A 24595-nucleotide genomic window follows, 5' to 3' on the forward strand; every position below is an offset into this window, starting at 1 on the left:
AGATGGAGGTAGATAATGGACACGCGCACCGCTACAGGTATCGGCCAGCCGCTCGCGGCAAGGGCGCAGGTGGACGCCGACGACCCCGATGCATTCAACCACTGCTTTGCCGAACTCAACGGCATTCGCATGCATTACATCGACGAGGGACAAGGGCCTCTCGTCATCCTGCTGCACGGTTTTCCTTACCTTTGGTACATGTGGCGGCGCCAGATCGCGGCACTGGCCGAGGCCGGTTATCGAGTCGTGGTCCCTGATCAACGGGGGTTTGGCCAAACCGATCGACCCGATGCCATTGAAGCCTATGACATGAGTCAGGCCGTCGGCGACATGGTCGGCTTGATGGCGACGCTGGGCGAAACATCGGCTGTGATCATCGGGCACGACCTGGGCGCCTGGGTGGCCCAGGCGGCGGCCATGCTGCGGCCGGATCTGTTCCGTGGCCTGGTGATGCTCAATACGCCAGTGCCGCCGCGGGGCAAGGTCAAGCCGACCATAGGCTTGCAGGCAATGGCGAAGGGCAGGGTGTATCACCACCTGTATTTCCAGCAGCTCCACAAGCCGGACCGCGAGTTGGCCAGCGATGCGCGCAAGACCTTGCGCAGCGTCTTCTACTCGATCTCCGGCAGCGCTGTCGGGGCTGAACGCTGGCGCCTGTTCGTCGAACCTGGTGAACCCATTCTCAACGCGTTCACTGAGCCGAAGGGCGAGTTCCCGTCATGGCTGAGCCCACGGGCGCTCGACTACTACGTCACTGAATACACGCGCACAGGGTTTACCGGTGCCTTGAACTACTACCGCTGTCGTGACCGGAACTGGGAGATCACCGCGTTTCTCGACGGTGCGCTGGTACGCCAGCCGAGTATGTTCATTGGCGGTGCCGCCGACCCTTCGCTGGAACCGGACGAAATCCGCGCGCTCTACGAACGGCTCGACACTTATCTGCCCGGGCTGCAGAAGAAGGTCTTGCTACCCGGCGTGGGCCACAGCGCCGCGGAAGAAAGCGTCGATCAAGTCAATGAATTACTCCTGACCTTTCTCGAGCAACTGGAGCGCTAGAAACAAGTGCACTGCGCGTGGTCGCGATCACTCGCGGCCAGGCACAGTGCTTGCACTCGTTCAGCCGGCAGCCTTGACCAGCAGATGGTCACCGAACTGCTCGCGCAGACGGTTCTTCTGGATCTTGCCCGTAGCACCCAACGCAATCGTATCGACAAAGATCACATCATCCGGCGTCCACCACTTCGCGATCTTGCCTTCATAAAATGCGAGCAGTTCTTCTCGCGTCAGTGTCGCTTGCGGCTTCCTGACGACGATCAGCAATGGGCGTTCGTCCCACTTGGCGTGTCTGGCGGCAATGCAGGCCGCCTGGGAGACTGCCGGATGGCCCATCGCAATGGTTTCCAGCTCGATGGAGCCTATCCATTCGCCGCCCGACTTGATCACATCCTTGCTGCGATCGGTGATCTGCATGAAGCCATCGACGTCGATGGTCGCTACATCGCCGGTTGGGAACCACCCTTGGCCTGCGTGCTCGAGCAGCGGCGAACTGTTCGTTTCGTTCCTGAAATAATCGCGCACCACCCAGGGTCCACGCACCAACAGCTCACCCGAGGTTGCGCCGTCCCAGGGTAATTCCATGCCATCGGCGTCAACGATCTTCATGTCGACGCCAAACACCGCCCGGCCTTGCTTGGATTGCACGACATGACGCTCTGCCGGGGACATTTCGAGGTGCCTGGCCTTCAGGGCGCCGACGGTTCCGATAGGGCTCAGCTCCGTCATCCCCCAGACGTGCAATACCGCTACGCCGTAGGTTTGCTCAAAGGTGTGCAGCATGGACGGGGGGCAGGTCGCGCCACCAATGATGCTGCGTTTCATGCTGGAGAATTGCCGGCCGGTTTTTTCCAGATGACCAAGCAAGCCTTGCCACACGGTCGGGACACCCGCCGACAGTGTCACCTGCTCGGCTTCGAGCAGTTCGAACAGCGATGCTCCATCCAGGGCCGGTCCGGGAAATACAAGTTTTGCCCCGACCATGCACGCGATGTAGGGAAGTCCCCAGGCGTTGATATGAAACATCGGCACAACGGGCAGGATCACGTCGTGCGCCGAACAATTCAGGGCGTCGGGGAGCGCGGCGGCATAGGTGTGCAGCACCGACGAGCGATGACTGTACAAAACCCCTTTCGGGTTGCCCGTCGTGCCAGAGGTGTAGCAGAGCGTACTGGCGGCATCCTCGTCGAAAACCGGCCAGGCGTAGCCGGCGGATCCCTGTTGAAGGAGGTCTTCATAGCACAGCAAGTTGTCGATGCCGGCATCCTTGGGCATACGCGCCTGATCGGTCATGGCGATGAACGCCTTGACCCCATTGCAGCGCCCGGCGATGGCCTGGATCAGTGGCAGGAAGGTCAAGTCGAAGAAGATGTACTGGTCTTCGGCGTGATTGGCGATGTAGGCGACCTGGTCTTCATGCAGGCGAGGGTTGATGGTATGCACAATGGCACCCATGCCGGCAACGCCGTAGTACAACTCCAGGTGCCTATAGCCATTCCATGCCAGTGTACCGATTCGCTCGGAAGGCTTGACGCCCAGGCGGGTCAGCGCGCTGGCCAGCTGGCGCGCGCGGCGGTGGCAGTCACGGAAGGTGTAGCGATGGATATCGCCCTCCACCCGACGGGATACGATCTGCGTATCGCCGTGATGGCGGTCGGCATGTTCAATGAGTGAGGAAATCAAAAGCTGCTTTTGCATCATCAGGCCTTTCATGGCATCGCTCCGTTCGCTTGTCTGTGATCGGGGAGCGAGCAGGCGGCCAGGCCCGGGTCAGATGTCGCGTCAAGACCGCGCCCCGACACAGCCTGTTTCCCTCCCCTGAATGATTGCTAACCGGCAACTGGCCCGGTCGCCCCTTGAACCAGAGGCGCCGGGGTTTCCCGTGAGATCCGGGTCAGTTGAATGCCGTCAGGTCCTTCGGCGCGATGTCATGTTGCTCGCAATAAGCCAGATAGCGTTGCAACCCGGTCTTCCAGTTCTCCAGCGCGACGATGTTGTCGTTGCCGTCAAGGAACGCGAGGTCGCCATTAACCTGAACCAGTGTGAGCACATACCCGTCTGTGCTTGCCGTGCTGACGACTTCCGGCGTGTGAGTCGATCCGGCCGTCTCATAGACGATGCTGCCAGGGCCGGCGATCCAGTCATGCTCCTTGTATTTCCATTGGCCTTCGAACGTGTAGACCATCACCGTACCCGTGTGGTGATGCTTGGGCAGTTGCATGTCGATCGGCGCCTTCATCATGACAATCCATTCACCGCGAATCGGGTCAAGCTTGAAGTACTTCAGCAGGACGTTTTCGGCATAGGGCGTAAAGGGAATCCACGGCAGCGATTCGCCATCGATGACTGCGGTGTCGACGTGTTCGTAGAGCATAGGTATCTCCATTGTTTTTGTTTGAGGTCGAGCATTTGTGAGCGGCCAGGGCTGCCCGACTGACTCGGATGGTCGGTCGGGTGCCCTAAATTCTCCCGGAGGGAACCCGTTTGGATTAGGCGAGCGGGGTGCCCGCAAGGGTTGCGCGGAGCATCTTTCTGGGTGCATTGCCGTAGTCCGCCACCGCGTAGTGCTGGACTTGCAGGTTGTCCCACATGGCAATCGTGTTGGTTCGCCACTTCAGGCGTACCTGGTACTCCGGAATGGCAGCCTGGGACATCAGGTAGTTCATCAGGTGATGAGCCTCTGGCATGAAGTCCTGGCCGTAGCGGATATCCTCGAAGTTGAAGAAGTTCGAGAAGTGGGTCGTGAACGCGGAGTTGACGAACAAGACCCTTTCGCCGGTCTCCGGATGGGTCAGCACCACCGGGTGTTCAACGGCGGGGTTCTTCGCGGCCATCCCATGACGCTCTTCGCGTGGCAACTGGGCGCCGAAAGTCTGCTCGGCGCCATGCTTTGCATACAGACCGTCGATTCGTTGCTTGATGGCCTGCGGCAGTTTTTCGTAAGCCATCACCATGTTGGAAAACAAGGTATCGCCGCCGGCCTCCGGCCCCATCTCGCAGCGCAAAACCGCACCGCGGGGCGGCGCCGGCTTGTAGGTGACATCGGCATGCCAGAGGTTTTCGCGGCTGGCCTTTTCGACATAGCTCTTGGGTTTACCCGGATCGAGATTGCGATACAGCATCAGCAGCTTGTCCGCCTCCGGATGGCTCGGTGCCAGGGGGTGGGCTTCCAGTTCGCCGAATTGCGCGGCGAAGTGCTGTTGCTCCAGGGGGGTGATGTCCTGGTCGCGGAAGAACAGCACTTTGTGCTTCAACCACAGTGCCCTGATTTCTGCGATCAGTTCGGGGTCCTGGGCAGCGTCGGCCAGGTTGACGTTGCTGAGCTCGGCACCGATGGCGGGGGAGCAAATCTGCACCTTGATCGAATGCTGGCGCACTGACGAGCGGATAATGGCGGGTGCCGAGGCGGGAAGAGGTGAAGGAGCGTCTTGGGGTGCGGCGACTGTTGTCATTGTTGTCTCCAATCCGTGCTTGTCCGGGTGCGCTGTGCACATCCGGTATAGGTAGCGGGTCCCTGCCAGTGGGGCAGGGATGCAGGTCCAATAGTAGGTGTCCAGGGCGCAATGTCATGGGCATGGCGGGACAGTTTCTTCGCATATTGGGACGCTGGAGAGGAGGAGAACGAACAAAGTTGCTCGCGGGCTGCAGTACCCGGCCGGTCTGCATCTGACTGCGCAATTGGAGAGTCGCTTGCGCAATCGGGGAGGTTGGCGGGCAGTGCAATCGCTAGTTTAGGGTCCATCCAGCAACAAGACCTCGCTAAAGGAAGGCTTATGCAATACAGGCTTGCCATCGCCCACTGTGGGCCCTGCGCTTTTGAGTCGACTAAGGGAAACCTTTAGCCGGGTTGAAGATTTCCCCCCAGAGGATGCTGTTCATCTCGATATCGGCGCGGCGCCTGCTGACTTACCTTGGTTAGACAAGAGGCGTGTCGTCGTGGCGGACTGTTCCATTGAGCCCGCCTGGCGTTTTACCCCCATAACAACAATAGGCCTGACAATGCTCGAACCCATCGTTCTCTATATCCCTGATGCAATCCGCCTTCCTGCGCAAGAAGGCTCGGTGTTCGGCTGCCGGCATTTTTAATTTTCAGTTCGAATCTGCTCCTATAAATACAGTGCCCAGCACATACAAGTGTGGAGAAGTTAGATGTATCAGGTAAAACAATCTTGCCGTGGGCTCGGTATTGCCGGCGTATTGGGAATGATCTGTTCACCATTGGCAGTCTATGCCGATGTTGTCGATGACAGTCACTTGAAAGTGGATACGCGCAACTTCTACTTGCACCGTAACTACACCAATAACAACGCGCCAGTTTCTGAAGTGCATAGTTGGTCTCAGGGTTTCGATGCGCAGTTTACGTCCGGTTATACCGACACGGCCCTGGCCATCGGCCTTGATGTGGATGCGCAGTACGCCGTGCGCCTGGATTCGTCGGGCAACGACGGTTCGCTGCCCTACAGCGTCCGTGACCAGCAGACGGCCGATGACTACAGTCGCGCCGGTGCAACCTTCAAGATGCGCTACAGCAAGACCGAGCTGAAGGTGGGTGACCTTCGCCCACAATTGCCGGTGGCGTACGATGACACCAGCCGGCAACTGGATACGATCTATCAAGGGGCTGTGGTCGAGTCCAGGGAAGTCGACGGGTTGACGATGACCGGTGGCCGGTTCTGGTCTGCCGTGACGCGGGAATCTTCCAACCACGAGAAACTGTACAAGTTTGGCTCCACCGATAATCTCGACAGTGACGGCCTGGATTTCGGCGGCGCAACTTACGACATTACCAAGAACCTGCAAGCCAGTTATTTCTACGGCGTGTTGCACGATATTTATCAGCAACACTATTTCGGCCTGATGCATATGGCTGACCTGGGTAATGGCTACAAACTTAAAACCGACTTGCGCTACTTCAATAACAATGAAGATGGCAATGCCTTGAACGGTGAGATCGACAACCGTTCCTACGGTGGTTTGTTCACTTTGCTCAAAGGCGCGCACATGTTTGGCCTCAGTTACCAGCGCATGCTCGGTGACAGCGTGTTCCCGACGATGAACGGTTATATCCCGCAACCTTACCTGGTGCACTGGTCGTCCCTGGGGTTTGTCCGCCCGGATGAAAAGTCCTGGGGCGCGCGCTACAGCTATGACTTTGCCGGGATGGGCATGCCGGGGCTCAAGCTCTACACCCGCTACATCAAGGGTACCAACTGGGACCGAGGCAACAACCTGAGCGACAACCAGGAAAGCGAACGCTTCCTGGGTCTCAGCTACGTGGTCCAGAGCGGAGCGCTGCAAGGCTTGGGGCTGGACCTGCGCAACATCGACGTGAAACAGAAGTACGGCTACGACTACAACGAATTCCGTGTCGCCACGACCTACACCTGGAAGTTCTGGTAAGCCCGGTCCATCCGGGGTTTGACCCCATAACAATAAGAGGCGTGACCATGTTCGAACCCTTTGTCCTTTGCATCTGCCCCGCAACTTCCCAGTCGGTGTGCTGTGCACCGTCACCCGGCGCGCTGCGCGCATGAGCGGATTCCAAGAGGAGCAAACACTAGTGAATATCCAGGTCGATAACGCGGTCCTGCAGCAGCAGAAGAAGAAAACCTACATTTACGAGTGGTACGTGGTCGGCTTGTGCATGATCGCCTACATCTTTTCATTTGTGGATCGGCAGATCCTGGCGCTGATGATCGAGCCGATCAAAGCCGACCTGCAGATCAGCGACACCCAGTTCAGCTTGCTGCACGGGCTGGCCTTTTCGTTGTTCTATGCGTTCATGGGCATGCCCATCGCCTATCTGGCCGATCGCTTCTCCCGGCCGAAGATCATCGCCGTCGGCGTGGTGTTCTGGAGCCTGGCGACGGCTGCCTGCGGCCTGAGCAAGAACTTCCTGCACATGTTCCTCGCCCGCATTGGCGTTGGCGTCGGCGAAGCGGCCCTGTCGCCCTCGGCCTATTCGATGTTCAGCGACATGTTCCCCAAGGAGAAACTCGGCCGCGCCGTGGGCATCTACTCGATCGGCTCGTTCGTCGGTGGTGGCCTGGCCTTCCTGGTGGGCGGCTATGTGATCGCGATGCTCAAGGACATGAACACCATTGAGGTCGCCGTTCTCGGCGCGATGAAGGCCTGGCAGCTGGCGTTCTTCATTGTCGGGCTGCCCGGCATCGTGGTCGGCCTGTTGATCTGGCTCACCGTGCGCGATCCGGCGCGCAAAGGCCTGCAGGTCGATGCGCAGGGTCGGGCGAAGAAGGTCGCGATGAGCGATGGCTTGCACTTCCTTGGCCGCCACCGTGCCACTTTCACCTGCCATTACCTGGGCTTTTCGTTCTACGCCATGGCCCTGTTCTGCTTGATGAGCTGGAGCCCGGCGCTGTATATCCGCAAGTTTGGCCTGTCGCCGATGGAGGCCGGCTACATGCTCGGCACCGTGCTGTTGGTGGCCAACACCGCCGGGGTACTGTTCGGTGGATGGCTCACCGATTATCTGGCGAAGAAAGGTCATCAGGACGCTGCCATGCGCACTGGCGTCATCGGTGCCCTCGGCATGGCGGTGCCGGCCGTGCTGTTCTCGCAAGTCGATCAACTTTGGCTGTCGGTGACCCTGTTGGTGCCGGCGATGTTCTTCGCTTCGTTCCCGATGCCGGCGTCCACGGCAGCGATGCAGATCCTCGCGCCGAACCAGGTACGTGCGCAGGTATCAGCGGTGTTCCTGCTGATCAGCAACCTGCTGGGGTTGGGCCTGGGCACCACGCTGGTGGCGCTGTTGACCGACCGCTACTTCGGATCGCCTGCGGCAGTCGGCTCGTCGATGTCGCTGGTGATCGCCGGCGCCTCGGCATTGACCGTACTTCTACTGTGGCGTGGTTGCCGTCATTTCCGCGAAAGCTATGCCCGTGAGCACCCGACCCGGGCCTGATTGGTCATAGTCCACGATCGGCGCCCCGGCCTCGCTCCTGTTAAAGGGAGCGGGGCCGAGGTGCTCCAGGTCAGGAGAACCCTTGATGTTGAATGACGTACACCTGCTTGAACGGCACAGCCTGCTCAGCTCGGCCGATTACCGCGAGATCAAGGACAAGGTCAGCCAATACCTGTGCCCCCACAGCTTCAACGTGCTGTGTGACGAGCCGATCCACACCCGGCTCAACGGCGTATTCTTCGGCGATTCGGCACTGCTCGACCTGCGCTATGGCGCGCCGGTGGAGATCACCATCGGCGACATTACCGATCAGTACCTGTTTCGCATCACCTTGCAGGGGCATTGCGAAGTGGCCCACGGGCGGCGCAGCGCGGCGATGCAGTCGGGCTACCTGAGCGTTTCCTCGCCGTTCGCGCAAAGCCGCATCGTCACCGATGGCGAGTGCCGCAACCTGATCCTGCGCGTCGACCGTGATGCCCTGGAGACGCAACTGCAACGCCTGCTCGGCCGCAGCCTGCGACAGTCGGTGATCTTTGATGTCAGCGTCGACCACCTGGGCGTCGGGGTCGTCAGCCTCTATCACACCCTGGACTACATTTGCCGGCTGTACGGCAGCGGCGTTGACGGTTCGCGCCTGGCCAGCGGCCTGTCCGAATACCTGATGCAGTTGCTGCTCACTCAGCTGCCGCACAACTACTCGGCGGATCTGTTGATCGACTCGCGCGCGCCGCTGCCGCACCACGTGAAAAAGGCCCGTGACTACATCGAGGAACACCTCGACGAACCGATCAGCCTGACGACCCTGAGCGAACTGTGTGGCGTCTCGGTGCGCACCTTGCAGAACGGCTTCAACCAGTTCCTCCAGCAGGCGCCGGTCGAGTACATCCGCGACCGTCGCCTGGCGGTGATCCACGAATCGCTCAAACAGGGCAGGGCCGGCGAGACCGTCACCGATATCCTGTTGCGTCATGGCATCAACAGCTTCGGGCATTTTTCCAGCGCCTACCGGCAGCGCTATGGTTGCCTGCCGTCGGACACCCTGCGGCGGCAAAAGCATTGAGACTCCTGCGCAATCCGTCATTCGGCTGCGCAATCGGATGAGTCCGTGGCGGTGCGGCTCGATAGGATCGAGTCTCTGACAAAAAGGAGTATCTGCATGAATATTACTGTGCTGGGTGGTGGTCACGGCTGTTACGCCGCTGCTGTCGAAATGGCTGAAAAGGGCCACCAGACCCGCCTCTGGCGTCGAGACGGCGCCGCGCTCAAGGAACTGCTGGCCATCGGCAGCCTGACCATCAAGGACTACAAGGGCACCCGCAAATTGTCCGTCGGCCAGCAGGGCGACAAGCTCTCGTTCAGCGACGACCTGGCCGAAGCCCTGGCCGACGCACAATTGGTGATCATCCCGCTGCCGTCGACCTCCCACGAAGACCTGGCCAAACATGTTGCGCCGCACCTGCACGACGGTCAGGTGGTGTTCCTGCCGCCGGGCACCTTCGGCAGCTTCGTGTTCGCCAAGGCCATGGCCGATGCGGGCAACCGCAGCAAGGTCGCCTTCGCAGAAACCGGTACGCTGCCGTACCTGGTACGCAAACACGGCGCCAGCGACCTGGTGATCAGCGGCTATGCCACCCGCCTGCCGACCGGGGTATTGCCCAGCAACCTGTCCGAGCATGCTTTCGCGGTGCTGCGTGAAGCCTACCCGAGCGTCGAGCCGATTGAAGACGCCCTGAGCGGTGCGTTGATGAACGCAGGTCCCATCATCCACCCGCCGCTGATCATGATGAACGCAGGTCCACTGGAGCATTTCGAGGCCTGGGACATTCACAACGAAGGCACCCAACCGTCAATTCGCCGCGTGACCAACCAGCTCGATGCCGAGCGCATGGCCGTGCGCGAAGCACTGACCTACGGCGCGCCGCATTTCCCGCTGGCCGACCACTACAACACCACCGAAGGTGACGAGTGGATGTACGGTCGCGGTGCCCATGGCAAGCTGACCGACAGCGGCGACTGGCGCGAAGACATCGACCTGCAGAAGCATCGCTACATGCTCGAAGACACCCGCCTGGGCCTGTCCTTCCTGGTGTCCGTCGGTCGCTGGGCCGGTGTGCCGACTCCGGTTGCGCAAGGCCTGCTGAGCATTGCCTCGGTCGTCGCTGCGCGTGATCTCTACGCCGAAGGCCGCACCCTGGAAAACCTCGGTCTGGCCACGCTGAGTCGGGCGCAGATGACCGAGCTGCTGACCAAGGGCTACAACTGATGAACGCCGCGCTGCCCCAAGTCAGCGTGGTCGGTGCCGGGCGGATGGGCGAGGGCATTGCCCTGGCATTCATCCATGCGGGCCTGCCGGTGACCCTGATCGATATCAAGGATCGCGCCGAGGATGAGCGGCACGGCTATTTCGAGCGTGTGCGCAACAACATCCACAACGAATTGCAGATGCTGGTACGCCTTGGTGTGCTCGAAGGGCATCAGGCGGACATCGCGCTAGCCCGGTTGACGCTGCAATCCAGATCCCAAGCCGCAGAGGTTTTGCGCCAGTGCGACCTGGTGTTCGAAGCGGTGCCGGAAGTCATCGCAGTCAAGCAGGAGACCTTCGCCTGGGTCAGCGAGCATGTCCCGGCCTCGACCATCATCGCCTCGACCACTTCGACTTTCCTGGTCACCGAACTGAGCGAAATGGTCAGTGAGCCCCAGCGCTTCGTGAACGCGCACTGGCTAAATCCCGCGTACCTGATGCCGTTGGTGGAAGTCAGCCGCAGTGATGCGACCTGCCCGCAGGTGGTCCAGAGGCTGCTGCAACTGCTCAAGCGCATCGGCAAGGTGCCCGTGGTGTGCAACCCGGTGGCTGGCTACATCGTGCCGCGCATCCAGGCATTGGTCATGAACGAAGCGGCACGGATGGTGGAAGAGGGCGTGGCCAGTGCAGAGGATATCGACACGGCGGTACGCGTCGGCTTTGGTTTACGTTTCTCGGTGCTGGGCTTGCTTGAGTTCATCGACTGGGGCGGCGGCGACATTCTTTACTACGCCTCGCGCTACCTGAGTGGTGCGCTGTCACCGCGCTTCGAATCGCCGCAGGTCATCGCCGACAACATGCAAAACGGCCGCAATGGCTTGCGCGATGGCCAGGGTTTCTACGACTACCGCGACATGGACGTAGACGCCTACAAGCAGCAGCGCCTTGGCGACTTTGTTCGCAAGCTGGAGTTGTCGGGGCTGACGCCTGCGTTCGATGGCGCCTTGAAACAGGCCTGAGCATCAGGGCCTGGAGGCCGGGCCCTGACACGCTTCACGCTACGATTTCCCGGTCCTACAGGCAGTACTGGCTGGTGGGCAGCACGTCGATCTTGTCGAAATCGATGAAGCGGCTGCAACTGTCCATCATCGCCGCCAGGTTGCGCTGGAATTTCGCGTCGTCGCCCGCCGCATCGAAAAAGGCCATGGGATCGGTCATGGCCGCTGGCGGAAAACATTCCTCGACGATGGCGTCGATCCGTGGGGCGCCGTGGGTCAGTGCCGACACCACCAGGTTTTGCACGTACTGGAAGTTGGCTTGCGTGTCCACGGCCACGGCCGTGTGATGGTTGCGCCAGATGTCCAGCCAGGCCTCGGGGGTCAGCCGTGGAGGGCGGGTCAGCAGGGCCAGTTGGGCAAATCCGTGGGTACGCTCACCGGGCGTTGCCGGGAACCGGGTATTGGCGATGGCGACCGACTCGCAGACCAGGTAGGCGGCCATGCGCGCGGTTGCCGCGCTGATCAATTGGTCGAACGGGCGACGGGCCGGGCCGTTGGCACTGTCCAGCCACAGCGACAGGCTGCCATTGGGCAACGGTCGGTTGTTTTCCTGGCGCAGGCCGCTGGCCGGCTGGACATCGGCATCGGCCAGGTTCAATTGCACACCTAGGGCACCGAGTGCCTGCAATTGCCCGGCGACCTCGCTGCGCAGGCGATGGGCGAAGGTATCAGGACTGACTTGGGTATCACGCCACAGCAGATAGATGACTTTTTCCATAGCTATCAAGCTCCTCGTTGCGGTTGATGGATGGGGTCGCGGTCGTGCTGTCTGGCCCATCCGGATGACCGAAAATCCCTGGCGTCATAGTCAATCAAGGTCAGCCCCGGGTAATACTTCAAACAGACTATTGACTCACAATATGAGGGCAATGACTGCGCCGCTCGACGCCGGGCAGCCATGGAAAACAGCAGCTAAGCTCTCTTGCGCCGGGGTGGCAGTGCAAGCGTTGCCCCGGGAGGTCCATTTCCGGCAAGGGAGCCACCCGCCATGAGCGCCGAACAGAGTCATTACAGCCCGCCGACCCTGCTGGTGGTCGATGACACGCCCGACAACCTGATGCTGATGACGGATCTGCTCAAGGATCGCTACCGGGTCAAGGCCGCCAATAGCGGTGAAAAGGCTTTGCGCGTACTGCAGGGCGACACCCTCCCGGACCTGATCCTGCTGGACGTGATGATGCCCGGGCTGTCCGGCCATGAAGTGGCCCGGCAGCTCAAGCGCGACCCGCGTACCCGCGACATTCCGATCATCTTCCTGACGGCCATGGCCGGCACCGAAGACGAGATCCATGGCCTGGAACTGGGGGCCGTCGACTACATCACCAAACCGATCAGGCCGGCGCTGGTTCTGGCGCGGGTGGATACCCAGCTCAAGCTCAAGGCGGCGGCAGACTTCCTGCGCGATCACAACGACTATCTGGAGAAGGAAGTGGCGCGCCGGACCCGAGAGGTGATTGCGATCCAGGATGTGGCCATCCAGGCCATGGCTTCACTGGCCGAGACTCGCGATAACGAAACCGGCAACCATATCCGGCGGACCCAGCATTACATCAAGGTGCTGGCGGAGCATCTACGCGGTCATCCGCGCTTCAGTCACTTTCTCACCGAGGCCACCATCGCGTTATTGTTCAAGTCGGCGCCGCTGCATGACATCGGCAAGATCGGCATCCCCGACCATATCCTCCTCAAGCCGGGACGCTATACCGAGGAAGAATTCGAGATCATGAAGACCCATACAACGCTGGGGCGTGACGCCATCCAGCATGCCGAGGATCAGCTCGGCATTCGCGCCGAATTCCTCAGCCTGGCCAAGGAGATTGCCTACAGTCACCAGGAAAAATGGGACGGCAGTGGCTATCCGCAAGGGCTGGCGGGTGACGACATCCCTATCAGCGCCCGGTTGATGGCGGTGGCGGACGTCTATGACGCGTTGATCAGCCGTCGGGTCTATAAAGCGGGGATGCCCCACGAGCAGGCCGTCGAGATTATTCGTCAGGGGCGCGGCACGCACTTCGACCCCGATATCTGCGATGCCTTCCTGGATTGCCTCGAACAGTTCCAGACCATTGCCGAGCGCTTCGCCGATACCGACCAGGACATGGCCGTCCAGCGGGCGGCCATGGAGCGTCTCGGCCAGACTCCGTGAACCGGCAACTGTGCCTTTGTCAGTAATTTCATCAGGTCCACGAGGATAGTCATGGCTGGTTTGCGTACCCTGCTTGAGCGCCTCGCGCTGCTTCACAAACTGATCCTGGGTTTTTCAGCGCTGCTGCTGTTGGTGCTGGTGCTCGGCGTGCAAAGCCTGCGCACCCAGCAATCGCTGAAGCAGGACATGCAGAACCTCTATCTGCAGGAACTGGTCGGCATGGAGCACTTGCAGGAAGCACGTGTGCAATTGCCCCATATGCTGCAAGCGCTGCAACGCGCGGTGGGCACCGACAGCGCACAGATTCGTGTCGAATCCCTGCAGCAACTGCAGGAAATCCGCGAAGGCCTGCAGCAGGCCGTGGCCCGCGCCAAAGTGACCTTAAAGCGTGCGGAGAATCTGGCGCGTCTCTCCGAGTTCGATCTGTTGCTGCAACAGTTGCAGCGTCTTGGCGACCAGGCCTTTGTATTGATCGACCAGGGCCAGCAGAACAAGGCGTTGGTGCTGCTCAATAGCAGTGAATTCCAGCAACTTGCCCAGCAGGCCGACGGCCTGTTGTATGCGATCGCCCAGGTCAAGGAAGCCTCGATTCGCGACACGGCCAAGGACATTGCCGAGTTTGCCGAACACAGCACCATGCTGACCTACGTCCTGTTGTTCGGCGGCTTGTCGCTGGCATTGCTGTTGTCCTGGGTCGTCAGCCAGTCGATTCGCAATCCGCTCAACCGGGTGCGGGTGGCGGTAGACCAATTGGCCGCCGGGCAGCTCGATCAACCGATTCCCCACACCGACCTTAACAACGAAACCGGCGATCTGGCGCGGGCCATCGCCAAATTGCAGACCGAGTCCCAACAACTTGAGCGTCAGCGCTGGATCAAGGCCCATACCGCTCAATTGCAGGTCGATCTGCAGCAGGCGGAAACCCCGGCCGAACTGGCGCAGGTGTTCCTGCAATGCATGGCCGGCCTGCACGGAATCTGCCAGGGGGTGCTGTACAGCGCGCAGGAGGATTCCGGCACGCTGCTGTTGATGGGGCGTTATGCCACCGATTCCGAGCGGCCACCCGAGGCGCAAGTCATGTTCGGTGATGGCCTGCTGGGGCAGTGCGCGGTGGATCGAGTGCCGCGTCAGTTTCAGTCGATGCCGGAGCAATACTGGCGTTTGCGCTCGCCCCTTGGCGAGGTCCCGGCCCGTTGCCTGCTACTGCAACCCATTGTCCGTGGCGATCGGTTGCTGGGGGTGCTCGAACTGGCCGGGCTGGAACCCTTGGGCGAGCGTGAACTATTGCTGCTGCAGGAAGCCACCCCACGTTTGGCCGCGGCCATGGCGATTCTGGAGCGTAATCAGGCGGTCAAGACCCTGTTGGCGGAGACCCGGCGCCAGGCCAATGAAATGGCCGAACAGGCACTGCAACTTGAGCAGCAGGCCCAGGCACTGGAAAGCCAGCAATCGGCGTTGCGCGCCACCGAGGCCTGGTATCGCGGGATTATCGAAGCGGCGCCGGACGGCATGTTGGTGGTGGATGCCGAAGGACAGATCCTGCGCACCAACCGCCAACTGGACCAGCTGTTCGGCTATAGCGCCGGCGAGTTGATTGGCGAAACCATCGATCGCCTGGTGCCGTTGGCCAGCAGAGGGCGCCACGAGGCGCTGCGCAAGGGCTTCATGGCCCACGGTACCACTCGCCAAATGGGGGCCAACCTGGACGATCTGCAAGGCGTGCGCAAAGACGGCAGTCTGTTCTCGGCGGAGATCAGCCTGTCGCGCTTGCCGAGCCTGGAAGGGGGCGGCGTCTGCGTGTGCGCGTCGGTGCGCGACGTGAGTGAACGGCGTCATCTGCAGGCGGCACTCAAGGCCAACGAGGCACAGTTGCGCGCGGTACTCGACAGCAGCCCGGTGGCCATGGTGATCAGGGACGTCGATGGTCGTCCGACCTACTGCAATCCGCAGTTCGACAGTTTGTTCGGGACTCGCCTGGCTGAACTCGAAGGTGCGGATCCGGCGCAGTTCTGGGTCGACCCGCAGGCACACCAGCGCTTTCTCGAAGCGGCAGCGCAAGGTGCCGTGCTGAATTTCGAGACCACCCTGCAGCGCGCCGGCGGCGAGCGCTTCGACGTACTGGTTTCGGCCGTCACGATGACGCTGGGGGAGCGGGGCATGGGGGCCAATTGGTACTTTGACATCACCGACCGCAAGACCGCCGAGGCCGAGGTGCAGCGCGCACGGGAGGCCGCCGAAGAGGCGACCCGGGCCAAGAGCAACTTCCTGGCCACCATGAGCCACGAGATCCGTACACCGATGAATGCCATCATCGGCATGAGCTACCTGGCATTGCGCACCGAGCTCAACCACCGCCAGCGCAACTACATCGAAAAAGTCCATCGCTCGGCGGAATACCTGTTGGTGATCATCAACGACATCCTCGACTTCTCCAGGATCGAGGCCGGCAAGATGCACCTGGAGCAGATTCCCTTCCACCTTGAGGCCGTGCTCGACGGCTTTGCCAGCATGATCGGCCTCAAAGCCGAGGACAAAGGCCTGGAGCTGCTGTTCAACACCGATGCCGAGCTGCCGACCGCCTTGATCGGCGATCCGCTGCGCCTTGGCCAGGTGCTGATCAACCTGGGCAACAATGCGACGAAGTTCACCGAGCAGGGCGAGATCGTGCTCGGCGTAGAGCAGCGGGGCTCGGCGGGAGAGCAGGCGCTGTTGCATTTCTGGGTACGTGACACCGGCATCGGCATGAACGCCGAACAATGCTCGCGCCTGTTTCAACCCTTCAGCCAGGCCGACAGCACCACCACCCGCAAGTACGGAGGCACAGGGTTGGGCCTGGCCATCTCCCGCCATCTGGTGGAATTGATGGGCGGGCGCATTTGGGTAGAGAGCGAGCCGGGCCGGGGTTCCACTTTCCATTTCGAGGTGAGCCTGGGGGTGCAGCGCGACAGCCATTTGCGGCGCATGGTGACCGCCGACGAACTGCTCGGCAGCCGTGTGCTGGTGGTCGATGACAACGCCAGCGCGCGCGAGATCCTCTCCAGCATGGCCCGCAGTTTTGGCGTGGAGGTGGATGTCGCGCAAAGTGGCCGGGCCGCACTGGCCATGCTGGTGGACGCCGAAGCGAAGGTGTTGCCCTATGATCTGGTGCTGATGGATTGGCGCATGCCTGGCATGGACGGCGTGGAAACGGTGCGCCAGATGCAGGCCGCCAAACTGGCGCAAACGCCAGCGGTGATCATGGTCACGGCGTTCGGGCGCGAGGAGGCCCGCGAAGAGGCTAGTCGACAGGGTATTCAATTGCCGGTGGTACTGACCAAACCGGTGACGCCGTCTACGTTGCTTGAGGCGCTGGGCAGGGTGCTCGGCAAGACTCCCCAGGCCGATACCCGGGCCAGTGAGCGATTGGGCCAGAGCACCGGCGCCATGGCCAGCCTGCATGGCGCGCGACTGCTGTTGGTCGAAGACAATGAGCTGAACCGCGAGCTGGCCTGTGAACTGCTGGAGGGTGCCGGGATCGAATTGCGCCTGGCCGTTCACGGCGCAGAAGCGCTCGACCAACTGGAGCGCGACGCAGACTTCGACGGTGTGCTGATGGACTGCCAGATGCCGGTGATGGACGGTTATACCGCGACCCGCAAGATACGTGAGCAGCCGCGCTGGGCGAATCTGCCGGTGATCGCCATGACTGCCGACGCCATGGCGGGGGACCGTGAGCGGGCGCTGGCCTGCGGCATGAACGACCACATCTCCAAACCCTTGAACGTCGACGACATGTTCGCCACGCTGGCCAGATGGATACATCCGCGAGCTGACCGTGGCACGATCCCGGCCGACGTTTCGCCGGTCACCACGGAGTCGGCGGCGAGCCTGCCAGCCAGCCTTCCCGGCATTGATTTGAAAGCGGGCCTGGGCACCTGCATGGGCAAGGTCGAGCTCTATCTGCGCCTGCTGCGCAAGTTTCGCTCCAGCCACCAGGCTTTTTGCGCCGAGTTCCTGGCTGCCCGAGGCCACGGCGATCCTTCGGCGACGGTCAGGCTGGCCCATACCCTGCGCGGGACGGCGGGCAATATTGGTGCCGTTGAAGTGGCGAATGCCGCCGCCGCACTGGAACTGGCCTGCCTGAACGATAGGGCGAGCGATGGGGCGGAGCAGGACCTGGCTGACCGGCTGGTGGAAGTCGAGCGTTGCCTGACAACCGTATTGGAAGGCTTATCGGTGCTCGGCGAGCCTACAACGTCAGCAGGCTCATCAAGCGCGCCAGCGGGTAGCGAATGGCATGCACAATTGGCCCACGTCCGGTCTCTGCTGGCCGAGAGCGACACCCAGGCGCTGACGGCCTTGCTCAAACTGCAGGGGCTGGCTTCAGACCCGATGATGACCGAGCAGTTGCTTCGGGTTGTGCGGCAAGCGGAGCGCTTCGATTTCGATCAGGCGCTGGAGCTGCTGGAAAACCTCTCCTGAGGAGTCAACGCAACTTCAGCGGGTCGACCATCCGCGCCGCGATGGCCATGCCCACCAGGTCCGGCAGTGTGTTGGCCTGCATGCGTTTCATGACGCGCGCGCGATACAGATCAATGGTTTTTGCGCTCACGCCCAGTTGCTCCGCGATTTCGCGGGTGGTGTAACCCTGCACCAGTGGTAACAGGATATCGCGCTCGCGCGGGGTCAAGGTCAGCAAGCGCGCCTGCAAGGCTTCGTGACCCTGGTTGCCCGAACGGTTGGCGGCACAGTTGCTGAGCGCCTGTTGCACGCTGTCCAGCAACAGCTGTTCGTTGTAGGGCTTCTCGATAAAGTCATGGGCGCCGGCCTTGAACGCACGCACCACGATCGGCACATCCGCGTGCCCGCTGACGAAGATGATCGGCAGGTTCAGTTGGCGCACACGCATTTCTTCCTGCACGTTCAACCCGCCCATACCGGGCATGCGCACGTCCAGCAGCACACAGGCATCGAGGCTTGCATCGCAGGCGTCGAGGAACGCGACACCACTGGTAAACGGCAAGGCCTTGAGCCCGACCGACTCCAATAACCAGACCGTTGAATCGAGCATGCCCTGGTCATCATCGACCACGTACACAACGTGCTCCGTTACACCTGCCATTACCTGATTCCTATTGTTGTTTTGTTGGGCCGGCAAGCGGCAAGCGGCAACCCATCAGCAGCCCGACAGGCTGGCGCCGGGCATTCAGTTCGCCACCGAAACCTTCGATGATGCTGCGGCTCATGGACAGACCGAGCCCCAGGCCATCGGCCTTGCTGGTGTAGAACGGGGTAAATATCTGCTCCAGCTCCGGCTCGCTGACGCCCGGCCCCTGGTCTCGCACACTGATTTCCACGCAGGCGTCACTGCCATGCTCCACGGCCATCACGATTACAGAGGGTTGCCCGGGGTGTTGCTCACGGTTGGCATCGATGGCATTGCGCAACAAATTGAGCAGCACCTGTTCCAGCAACACGCGGTCGGCATAAACGGGTGGCAGATTATCCGGCAGTCGATCCTCGATTGTCACTTGGCAATTACTCGCCTCCCAGGCACACAAGCGCACGGCTTCGCGGGCGACGTCGGTCAAGTTCAGCGCCTGCATGCGACGCTGTCCCTTGCGCAAAAAGGAGCGTAGCCGCCGGATCACTTCGGAGGCGTGGGTGGCGTGATGGGTAATGCGCTCCAGGCCCTGGGTCACTCTGGCAGCGGCCTGGGGATTGGAATCCAGTGTCTGTAGATAGCGCTGGCTTGCATTCGCATAATTGACCACGGCAGCCAGCGGCTGGTTGATTTCGTGGGCGATCCCCGAGGCCAGTTCACCGAGCGTGACCAACCGTGCGGTGTGTGCCAGTTCGTCCTGATGACGGCGCTGTTGCACTTCCCGCAATTCGCGCTCGGTCATGTCGCGCGCGACCAAAGAGTAATAACGCTCGCCGCCGGCGGAACGGTGCGCCAGCAGTACCAGCGACACTGGCACCGATGTACCGCCACCCGGTGGTTGCAACCGCGCATCGGTGCTCCAGACACCATCGCGCTCGGCGCGCCTCCAGCCATCGCGTTGCAGGCGCGCAAAGTCGCCGCTGGCGAACAACGCGGCCAGGGCCGGCATGGGTTGTTGCTCACCGATCCCGAGGATGCGTCGCGCGGCCGGATTGAGGTAAGTGACCAGGCCCTCGGGAGCGATGAACAACACCGGGTCGATGTTGGCCTCGACCACTTCGGCCAGGCGTCGCTTGTTTTCCTCGGCCTGCACCCGGGCCGTGATGTCCCGGGATATGCTGACGATTTCGACCACCGCCCCGGTATAGGTTTCGCGGATCGCCCGGCTGGCGGTTTCGAACCACAGGTAATGGCCGTCGCGATGGCGAATGCGGTAGGTCATGGTGTGATAGCCATCCTGCTCCAGCGCATCGCGCGCGCGCTGCACCAGGCCGGCCAGGTCCTGGCCATGAAACAGGCCCTGGGCCATTTGCCCGCGCAACTCTTCGGGCCAGTAACCGAGCAGGGTCCAGGACGCCGGTGATGCATCGATAACGCGCCCTTCGGGGGTGTGACGGGATATCAGGTCGGTGGTGTTTTCGATGATCAGCCGGTACAGCCGTCGTGCGATGGCCGCTTCACGCTCGGCCAGCACTTGCGCCGTGGCGTCGCGGCAACGGGCGAGCACTCGGTTGTCCTGGGGATCGGGAATGAACGTCCAGATCAGGATCTGCGTTTCGAACTGAGCCTCGACACCTTCGACGGCGCGTTGCTGGTCCAGGCAGGCACGCACCAGCACCCGATGATTGACCGGTAAAAAACCCAACACATCGGTCAGCGACTTCTCGGCGAGCAGCGCCATCAGTGCCGCGTTGAACTCCAGCGGTCGACCTTGCGCATCGAGCAACAGGCTCGGTTGCGGATCGTGGCCCAGCAGCGGCGAACCACGCAGCAGGCCGTTGACGCTGCTCAGCAGCGTCGTCAATAGATCCTGAACCCAGCCCAGCCAATCGAGACTCACACCCTCGCGCACTTCCACCAGCAACAAGCCCGGCTGCCCCGACTGCAAGGCCAGATCAAATACCTGGCCATGGCTGATCGCGGCCCGGCGCAAACGTCCGGACAACCAGCAATCGAGTTGACGGACTTGAGCCAGGTCCAGGCGGCCTGCCTCGACCAGATGCTCGAAGAGCAACTGGTCGCTGGCCAGCGCCGGGTCGCCAAGTCCCGGCGGTAAATGCTGGGCGGCGCCCTCATGGCTGTAGATTCGCGCATTGGGCTGCCAGCTCAGGTAAACCGCCCGCTGCACCTCAGGGCAATCCTGCAGCGCCCGACACAATGCATCGGCCCGGGCGGCCAGAGACACACCCTCGCGCTGCAGGCGCAACCAACTGTGCAATCGAACGGGAGTCAGGATCATTGCGGGTCCACTTCGTCAGGGAAACCAAGCATATACCAGCCTTGGAGGGCTGGCGGCGGCGATTTGGAGTCAAAAGAATAAAATATAGTATATATACTATATAACATAGGTTGTACTTCCATATTCAAAGCAAAATGTTATATAAGGTAATCCGGACTTTGAAGGTGGCCTCGGCGAGGTCAACCATAGAGCTAACAATCAGCCATCGAGTACCCGCACATGTCTATCTATGACCAAGGCCTAGGCCCTTCGGCTGTGAACCACATAGCCTTGTCTCCGCTCAGTTTCATCGAGCGCACCGCTAGCACTTATCCTGATCACCCCGCCGTGATCCACGGTTCGATTCGTCGCACCTGGGCGCAGACCTACACCCGTTGCCGACGTCTGGCCTCGGCGCTGGCCGGTCGCGGTATCGGCAAGGACGACACGGTCGCGGTGATGCTGCCCAACATTCCCGAGATGCTTGAAGTGCATTTCGGTGTGCCGATGATCGGTGCCGTGCTCAACCCGCTCAACGTTCGTCTCGATGCCGAGGCGATCGCCTTCATGCTGCAGCATGGCGAAGCCAAGGTGTTGATCACCGACCGCGAGTTCCATGATGTGATCCAGGCGGCGCTTGGCATGCTCGATCACCCGCCTTTGGTGATCGACGTCAATGACCCGGAATACGGTGAAGGTCAGGCCGCGAGCGACCTGGACTACGAAGCGTTGTTGGCCGAAGGCGACCCGGCATTCGACTGGCAATGGCCGGGCGACGAGTGGCAGGCCATTTCGCTGAATTACACGTCAGGCACCACCGGCAACCCCAAGGGCGTGGTCTACCACCATCGCGGCGCTTATCTGAGCGCATTGGGCAACCAGATGACCTGGGCCATAGGCAATCATCCGGTGTACCTCTGGACCCTGCCGATGTTCCATTGCAATGGCTGGTGCTACCCATGGACCATCACCGCCCTGGCGGGTGTGCACGTTTTCCTGCGCCGGGTCGATCCACAGAAAATCCTCACGCTGATCCGCGAGCATCAGGTCACTCACCTGTGCGGTGCGCCGATCGTGCTCAATGCACTGGTGAACATGCCCGAATCAGCAAAGGCGGCCATCGATCATCCGGTCAATGCCCTGGTCGCGGGTGCTGCGCCACCGGCCAAAGTCATCGGTGCCGTCGAAGAGATGGGCATCAAGGTCACTCACGTGTTTGGCCTGACCGAAACCTATGGCCCGGTGACGGTCTGCGCCTGGCACGCCGAATGGGATGAGTTTTCCCTGGAGGAGAGGGCGCAGATCAAGTCGCGACAGGGTGTGCGCTACCCGACGCTGGAAGGCGTGATGGTCGGCGATTGCACAACGCTGGAGCCAACCCCGCGCGACGGCCAGACCATCGGCGAGATCTTCCTGCGCGGTAACACCGTCATGAAGGGTTACCTGAAGAACCCGAGCGCCACTGCCGAAGCGTTCGAAGGCGGCTGGTTCCACACCGGTGACCTGGCCGTCTGGCATCCCGACGGTTATGTCGAAATCAAGGACCGGCTCAAGGACATCATCATCTCGGGCGGCGAGAACATTTCCACCATCGAACTCGAAGGGGTGCTCTATCGTCACCCGGGTGTGCTGGAAGCAGCCGTGGTCGCCCGTCCCGATGAGAAATGGGGCGAAACGCCCTGCGCCTTCGTCACCTTGAAGGCCGATCACCAGGACGTTCGCGAGGCAGACATCATCAGTTTCTGCCGTGAGCACCTGGCCGGATTCAAGGTACCGCGCACAGTGGTCTTCACGCTCTTGCCGAAGACGTCCACCGGCAAGATCCAGAAGTACGTGTTGCGCGACCGGGCCAAGGCGCTCTAACCCGATCTGACATCGCATCCATCGAGCAGCAGGTGTTTACCTGCTGCTACGGGTTCGTGCACGCCGAATCCGGCTGTGCCTTGCCCATGAAACAACCGTCCCAACGAGGTTTACGTTATGCCCCAATTCAAAGCCCCGCTGCGCGACATGCGCTTTGTGCTGCACGAAGTGTTCGACGCTCCGGCCATGTGGGCGCGCCTGCCGGCCCTGGCCGAGAGCATCGACACCGATACGGCTGACGCCATAATCGAGGAGGCGGCCAAAGTCACCTCGCACCTGATTGCGCCCCTCAATCGCAGCGGCGACGAAGAAGGCGCGCAGTGGCATGAGGGCCGGGTCACCACCCCCATCGGTTTCAAACAGGCTTACGCGACCTACATCGAAGGCGGTTGGGTGGGGCTGTCCGGCAACCCCGGGTTCGGTGGCATGGGCATGCCGAAAATGCTGGCCGTGCAGTTCGAAGAGATGCTCTACGGCGCCAACTCAAGTTTTGCGCTGTATAGCGCATTGAGTTCCGGTGCCTGCCTGGCGCTGGACGCCCACGCCAGCGACGCCCTCAAAAACCTCTATCTGCCACCAATGTATGAAGGCCGCTGGGCTGGCTCCATGTGCCTCACCGAGGCCCATGCCGGTACCGACCTGGGGCTGATCCGCACCCGCGCCGAACCTGAGGCTGACGGCAGCTACAGGATCACCGGCAGCAAGATTTTCATCACCGGGGGCGATCAGGACCTGACCGAGAACATCGTGCATCTGGTATTGGCCAAACTGCCGAACGCGCCTGCTGGGCCGAAAGGCATTTCGCTGTTTATCGTGCCTAAAGTCCTGGTCAATGCCGACGGCTCCCTTGGCGCGGCCAACGCGGTGAGTTGCGGCTCGATCGAACACAAGATGGGCATCAAGGCCTCGGCCACCTGCGTGATGAACTTCGACGGCGCCAGTGGCTGGCTGGTCGGTGAAGAGAACAAAGGCCTGGCGGCGATGTTCACCATGATGAATTACGAACGCCTGTCGATTGGCATTCAGGGCATCGGCTGCGCCGAGGCCTCCTACCAGAGCGCCGTCGCCTATGCTCGCGACCGCATTCAGGGTCGGGCTCCCAGCGGTGCCTTGGCCCCGGGTAAACCGGCCGACCCGATCATCGCTCACCCGGATGTGCGGCGCATGCTGCTGGGCATGAAAGCCATGACCGAAGGCGGTCGCGCGTTCGCCAGCTATGTCGGGCAACAACTGGATCTGTCGAAGTTTTCCGACGATGCCGGCGAGCGCGACAGCGCGCAGATCCTGGTTGCGCTGCTGACGCCAGTGGCCAAGGCGTTTTTTACCGACACCGGCCTGGAAAGCTGCATCAACGGCCAGCAGGTGTTCGGCGGCCATGGTTACATCCGCGAATGGGGCCAGGAACAATTGGTCCGTGATGTGCGCATTGCACAGATCTACGAAGGCACCAATGGCATCCAGGCATTGGACCTGCTCGCACGCAAAGTGCTCGCCAACGATGGCGTCGCGCTACGCCTGTTCGCCCGGGAAGTCCGCCACTTCGCCCTGCACCACGAAAGCGCCTATGGCAGCGAACTGTTGCAGGCCCTGGAGCGCCTGGAGGGCCTCAGCAACTGGTTGCTGGAGCGGGCCAAAGCCAACGCCAACGAAGTCGGCGCAGCCTCCGTGGAGTACCTGCACCTGTTCGGCTATGTCGCCTACGCCTACATGTGGTCGCGCATGGCCGCCGTGGCCCGCTCCAGACTCGACCGGGACCCGCCGTTCTACGCTGCCAAACTGGCCACCGCCGAGTTCTACTTCGCCCGCCTGCTGCCACGCACGCTGAGCCTGGAAGCCAGCATCCGTGCCGGCAGTGCGCCCCTGTACGGCCTTGCTGACGAACAGTTCTGACGATTGAGTGTTGCGCGGCGCCTTCCTACGCCCTGGCCCGCGCTTTTTATTCACTGG

At 61.4% G+C, this 24595-nt stretch carries 16 protein-coding genes; 10 read left to right on the forward strand and 6 right to left on the reverse strand.

Going from position 1 to position 24595, the window contains the following annotated elements; all coding sequences use genetic code 11:
• The first annotated feature begins 15 nt into the window (after window positions 1-15).
• Window positions 16-1059 (forward strand): alpha/beta fold hydrolase, encoded by a 1044-nt coding sequence (locus ACM6IT_RS11025; RefSeq protein WP_414917988.1) that lies wholly within the window; start codon window positions 16-18, stop codon window positions 1057-1059.
• A gap of 60 nt (window positions 1060-1119) precedes the next feature.
• Here the strand turns inward: ACM6IT_RS11025 and ACM6IT_RS11030 are convergent, their stop codons facing one another.
• The 3 genes from ACM6IT_RS11030 to ACM6IT_RS11040 form a co-directional block, all read right to left on the reverse strand.
• Window positions 1120-2769, reverse strand: a complete 1650-nt coding sequence (locus ACM6IT_RS11030; protein WP_414917989.1) for a 3-(methylthio)propionyl-CoA ligase — start codon at window positions 2767-2769, stop codon at window positions 1120-1122.
• Window positions 2770-2950: 181 nt separating this feature from the next.
• Complete coding sequence (locus ACM6IT_RS11035; protein ID WP_414917990.1) at window positions 2951-3430, reverse strand: 2,4'-dihydroxyacetophenone dioxygenase family protein; 480 nt, start codon at window positions 3428-3430, stop codon at window positions 2951-2953.
• 115 nt (window positions 3431-3545) lie between these two features.
• On the reverse strand, window positions 3546-4418 hold the full coding sequence (locus tag ACM6IT_RS11040) for a TauD/TfdA dioxygenase family protein (protein ID WP_414918008.1): 873 nt from the start codon (window positions 4416-4418) through the stop codon (window positions 3546-3548).
• 787 nt (window positions 4419-5205) lie between these two features.
• Between ACM6IT_RS11040 and ACM6IT_RS11045 the strand changes: the two genes are divergently transcribed.
• From ACM6IT_RS11045 to ACM6IT_RS11065, 5 genes are all read left to right on the forward strand, one after another.
• Window positions 5206-6456: an OprD family outer membrane porin gene (locus tag ACM6IT_RS11045; protein WP_056722799.1), complete on the forward strand. Its 1251-nt coding sequence runs from the start codon at window positions 5206-5208 to the stop codon at window positions 6454-6456.
• Window positions 6457-6616: 160 nt separating this feature from the next.
• Window positions 6617-7978, forward strand: a complete 1362-nt coding sequence (locus ACM6IT_RS11050; protein WP_414917991.1) for a spinster family MFS transporter — start codon at window positions 6617-6619, stop codon at window positions 7976-7978.
• An 85-nt stretch (window positions 7979-8063) separates the two neighbouring features.
• Complete coding sequence (locus ACM6IT_RS11055; RefSeq protein ID WP_409079393.1) at window positions 8064-9038, forward strand: AraC family transcriptional regulator; 975 nt, start codon at window positions 8064-8066, stop codon at window positions 9036-9038.
• A 96-nt stretch (window positions 9039-9134) separates the two neighbouring features.
• Window positions 9135-10241 carry an NAD/NADP octopine/nopaline dehydrogenase family protein gene (locus ACM6IT_RS11060; RefSeq protein WP_414913261.1) on the forward strand — a complete coding sequence of 369 codons (1107 nt, stop codon included), beginning with the start codon at window positions 9135-9137 and terminating at the stop codon, window positions 10239-10241.
• On the forward strand, window positions 10241-11239 hold the full coding sequence (locus ACM6IT_RS11065; protein WP_414913262.1) for a 3-hydroxybutyryl-CoA dehydrogenase: 999 nt from the start codon (window positions 10241-10243) through the stop codon (window positions 11237-11239). The genes ACM6IT_RS11060 and ACM6IT_RS11065 overlap by 1 nt, the downstream gene beginning before the upstream one ends.
• Window positions 11240-11294: 55 nt before the next feature.
• Here the strand turns inward: ACM6IT_RS11065 and ACM6IT_RS11070 are convergent, their stop codons facing one another.
• Window positions 11295-11996 carry an EthD domain-containing protein gene (locus tag ACM6IT_RS11070; protein WP_414917992.1) on the reverse strand — a complete coding sequence of 234 codons (702 nt, stop codon included), beginning with the start codon at window positions 11994-11996 and terminating at the stop codon, window positions 11295-11297.
• A gap of 270 nt (window positions 11997-12266) precedes the next feature.
• Here ACM6IT_RS11070 and ACM6IT_RS11075 point away from each other — a divergent pair, with 270 nt between their 5' ends.
• Together ACM6IT_RS11075 and ACM6IT_RS11080 are read left to right on the forward strand one after the other, a co-directional pair.
• Window positions 12267-13424, forward strand: coding sequence for an HD-GYP domain-containing protein (locus ACM6IT_RS11075; protein ID WP_414917993.1), 1158 nt, complete (start codon window positions 12267-12269; stop codon window positions 13422-13424).
• Between the two features lie 51 nt (window positions 13425-13475).
• On the forward strand, window positions 13476-17885 hold the full coding sequence (locus ACM6IT_RS11080) for a response regulator (protein WP_414917994.1): 4410 nt from the start codon (window positions 13476-13478) through the stop codon (window positions 17883-17885).
• 4 nt (window positions 17886-17889) lie between these two features.
• Here ACM6IT_RS11080 and ACM6IT_RS11085 read toward each other — a convergent pair whose 3' ends face one another.
• Both ACM6IT_RS11085 and ACM6IT_RS11090 read right to left on the reverse strand, forming a co-directional pair.
• The gene (locus ACM6IT_RS11085; protein ID WP_056722784.1) at window positions 17890-18525 is read right to left on the reverse strand and encodes a response regulator transcription factor; all 636 of its coding nucleotides are present in this window, start codon (window positions 18523-18525) and stop codon (window positions 17890-17892) included.
• Window positions 18526-18535: 10 nt separating this feature from the next.
• Window positions 18536-20806 (reverse strand): PAS domain S-box protein, encoded by a 2271-nt coding sequence (locus ACM6IT_RS11090; protein ID WP_414917995.1) that lies wholly within the window; start codon window positions 20804-20806, stop codon window positions 18536-18538.
• Between the two features lie 219 nt (window positions 20807-21025).
• Here ACM6IT_RS11090 and ACM6IT_RS11095 point away from each other — a divergent pair, with 219 nt between their 5' ends.
• Window positions 21026-22648: an acyl-CoA synthetase gene (locus ACM6IT_RS11095; RefSeq protein WP_056722780.1), complete on the forward strand. Its 1623-nt coding sequence runs from the start codon at window positions 21026-21028 to the stop codon at window positions 22646-22648.
• A gap of 117 nt (window positions 22649-22765) precedes the next feature.
• Window positions 22766-24538 (forward strand): acyl-CoA dehydrogenase C-terminal domain-containing protein, encoded by a 1773-nt coding sequence (locus tag ACM6IT_RS11100; RefSeq protein WP_414917996.1) that lies wholly within the window; start codon window positions 22766-22768, stop codon window positions 24536-24538.
• The last annotated feature ends 57 nt before the right edge of the window (window positions 24539-24595 follow it).

Origin of the sequence: Pseudomonas sp. IT-P4 (assembly GCF_949767755.1) — a bacterium.
Classification (GTDB): domain Bacteria; phylum Pseudomonadota; class Gammaproteobacteria; order Pseudomonadales; family Pseudomonadaceae; genus Aquipseudomonas; species Aquipseudomonas monachiensis.

Bases quoted from the DNA above. Each gene is read 5' to 3' on its own strand.
- ACM6IT_RS11025 (WP_414917988.1), top strand. From the start codon at position 16: ATGGACACGCGCACCGCTACAGGTATCGGCCAGCCGCTCGCGGCAAGG.
- ACM6IT_RS11030 (WP_414917989.1), bottom strand. From the start codon at position 2,769: ATGAAAGGCCTGATGATGCAAAAGCAGCTTTTGATTTCCTCACTCATT.
- ACM6IT_RS11035 (WP_414917990.1), bottom strand. From the start codon at position 3,430: ATGCTCTACGAACACGTCGACACCGCAGTCATCGATGGCGAATCGCTG.
- ACM6IT_RS11045 (WP_056722799.1), top strand. From the start codon at position 5,206: ATGTATCAGGTAAAACAATCTTGCCGTGGGCTCGGTATTGCCGGCGTA.
- ACM6IT_RS11055 (WP_409079393.1), top strand. From the start codon at position 8,064: ATGTTGAATGACGTACACCTGCTTGAACGGCACAGCCTGCTCAGCTCG.
- ACM6IT_RS11060 (WP_414913261.1), top strand. From the start codon at position 9,135: ATGAATATTACTGTGCTGGGTGGTGGTCACGGCTGTTACGCCGCTGCT.
- ACM6IT_RS11065 (WP_414913262.1), top strand. From the start codon at position 10,241: ATGAACGCCGCGCTGCCCCAAGTCAGCGTGGTCGGTGCCGGGCGGATG.
- ACM6IT_RS11070 (WP_414917992.1), bottom strand. From the start codon at position 11,996: ATGGAAAAAGTCATCTATCTGCTGTGGCGTGATACCCAAGTCAGTCCT.
- ACM6IT_RS11075 (WP_414917993.1), top strand. From the start codon at position 12,267: ATGAGCGCCGAACAGAGTCATTACAGCCCGCCGACCCTGCTGGTGGTC.
- ACM6IT_RS11080 (WP_414917994.1), top strand. From the start codon at position 13,476: ATGGCTGGTTTGCGTACCCTGCTTGAGCGCCTCGCGCTGCTTCACAAA.
- ACM6IT_RS11085 (WP_056722784.1), bottom strand. From the start codon at position 18,525: ATGGCAGGTGTAACGGAGCACGTTGTGTACGTGGTCGATGATGACCAG.
- ACM6IT_RS11090 (WP_414917995.1), bottom strand. From the start codon at position 20,806: ATGATCCTGACTCCCGTTCGATTGCACAGTTGGTTGCGCCTGCAGCGC.
- ACM6IT_RS11095 (WP_056722780.1), top strand. From the start codon at position 21,026: ATGTCTATCTATGACCAAGGCCTAGGCCCTTCGGCTGTGAACCACATA.
- ACM6IT_RS11100 (WP_414917996.1), top strand. From the start codon at position 22,766: ATGCCCCAATTCAAAGCCCCGCTGCGCGACATGCGCTTTGTGCTGCAC.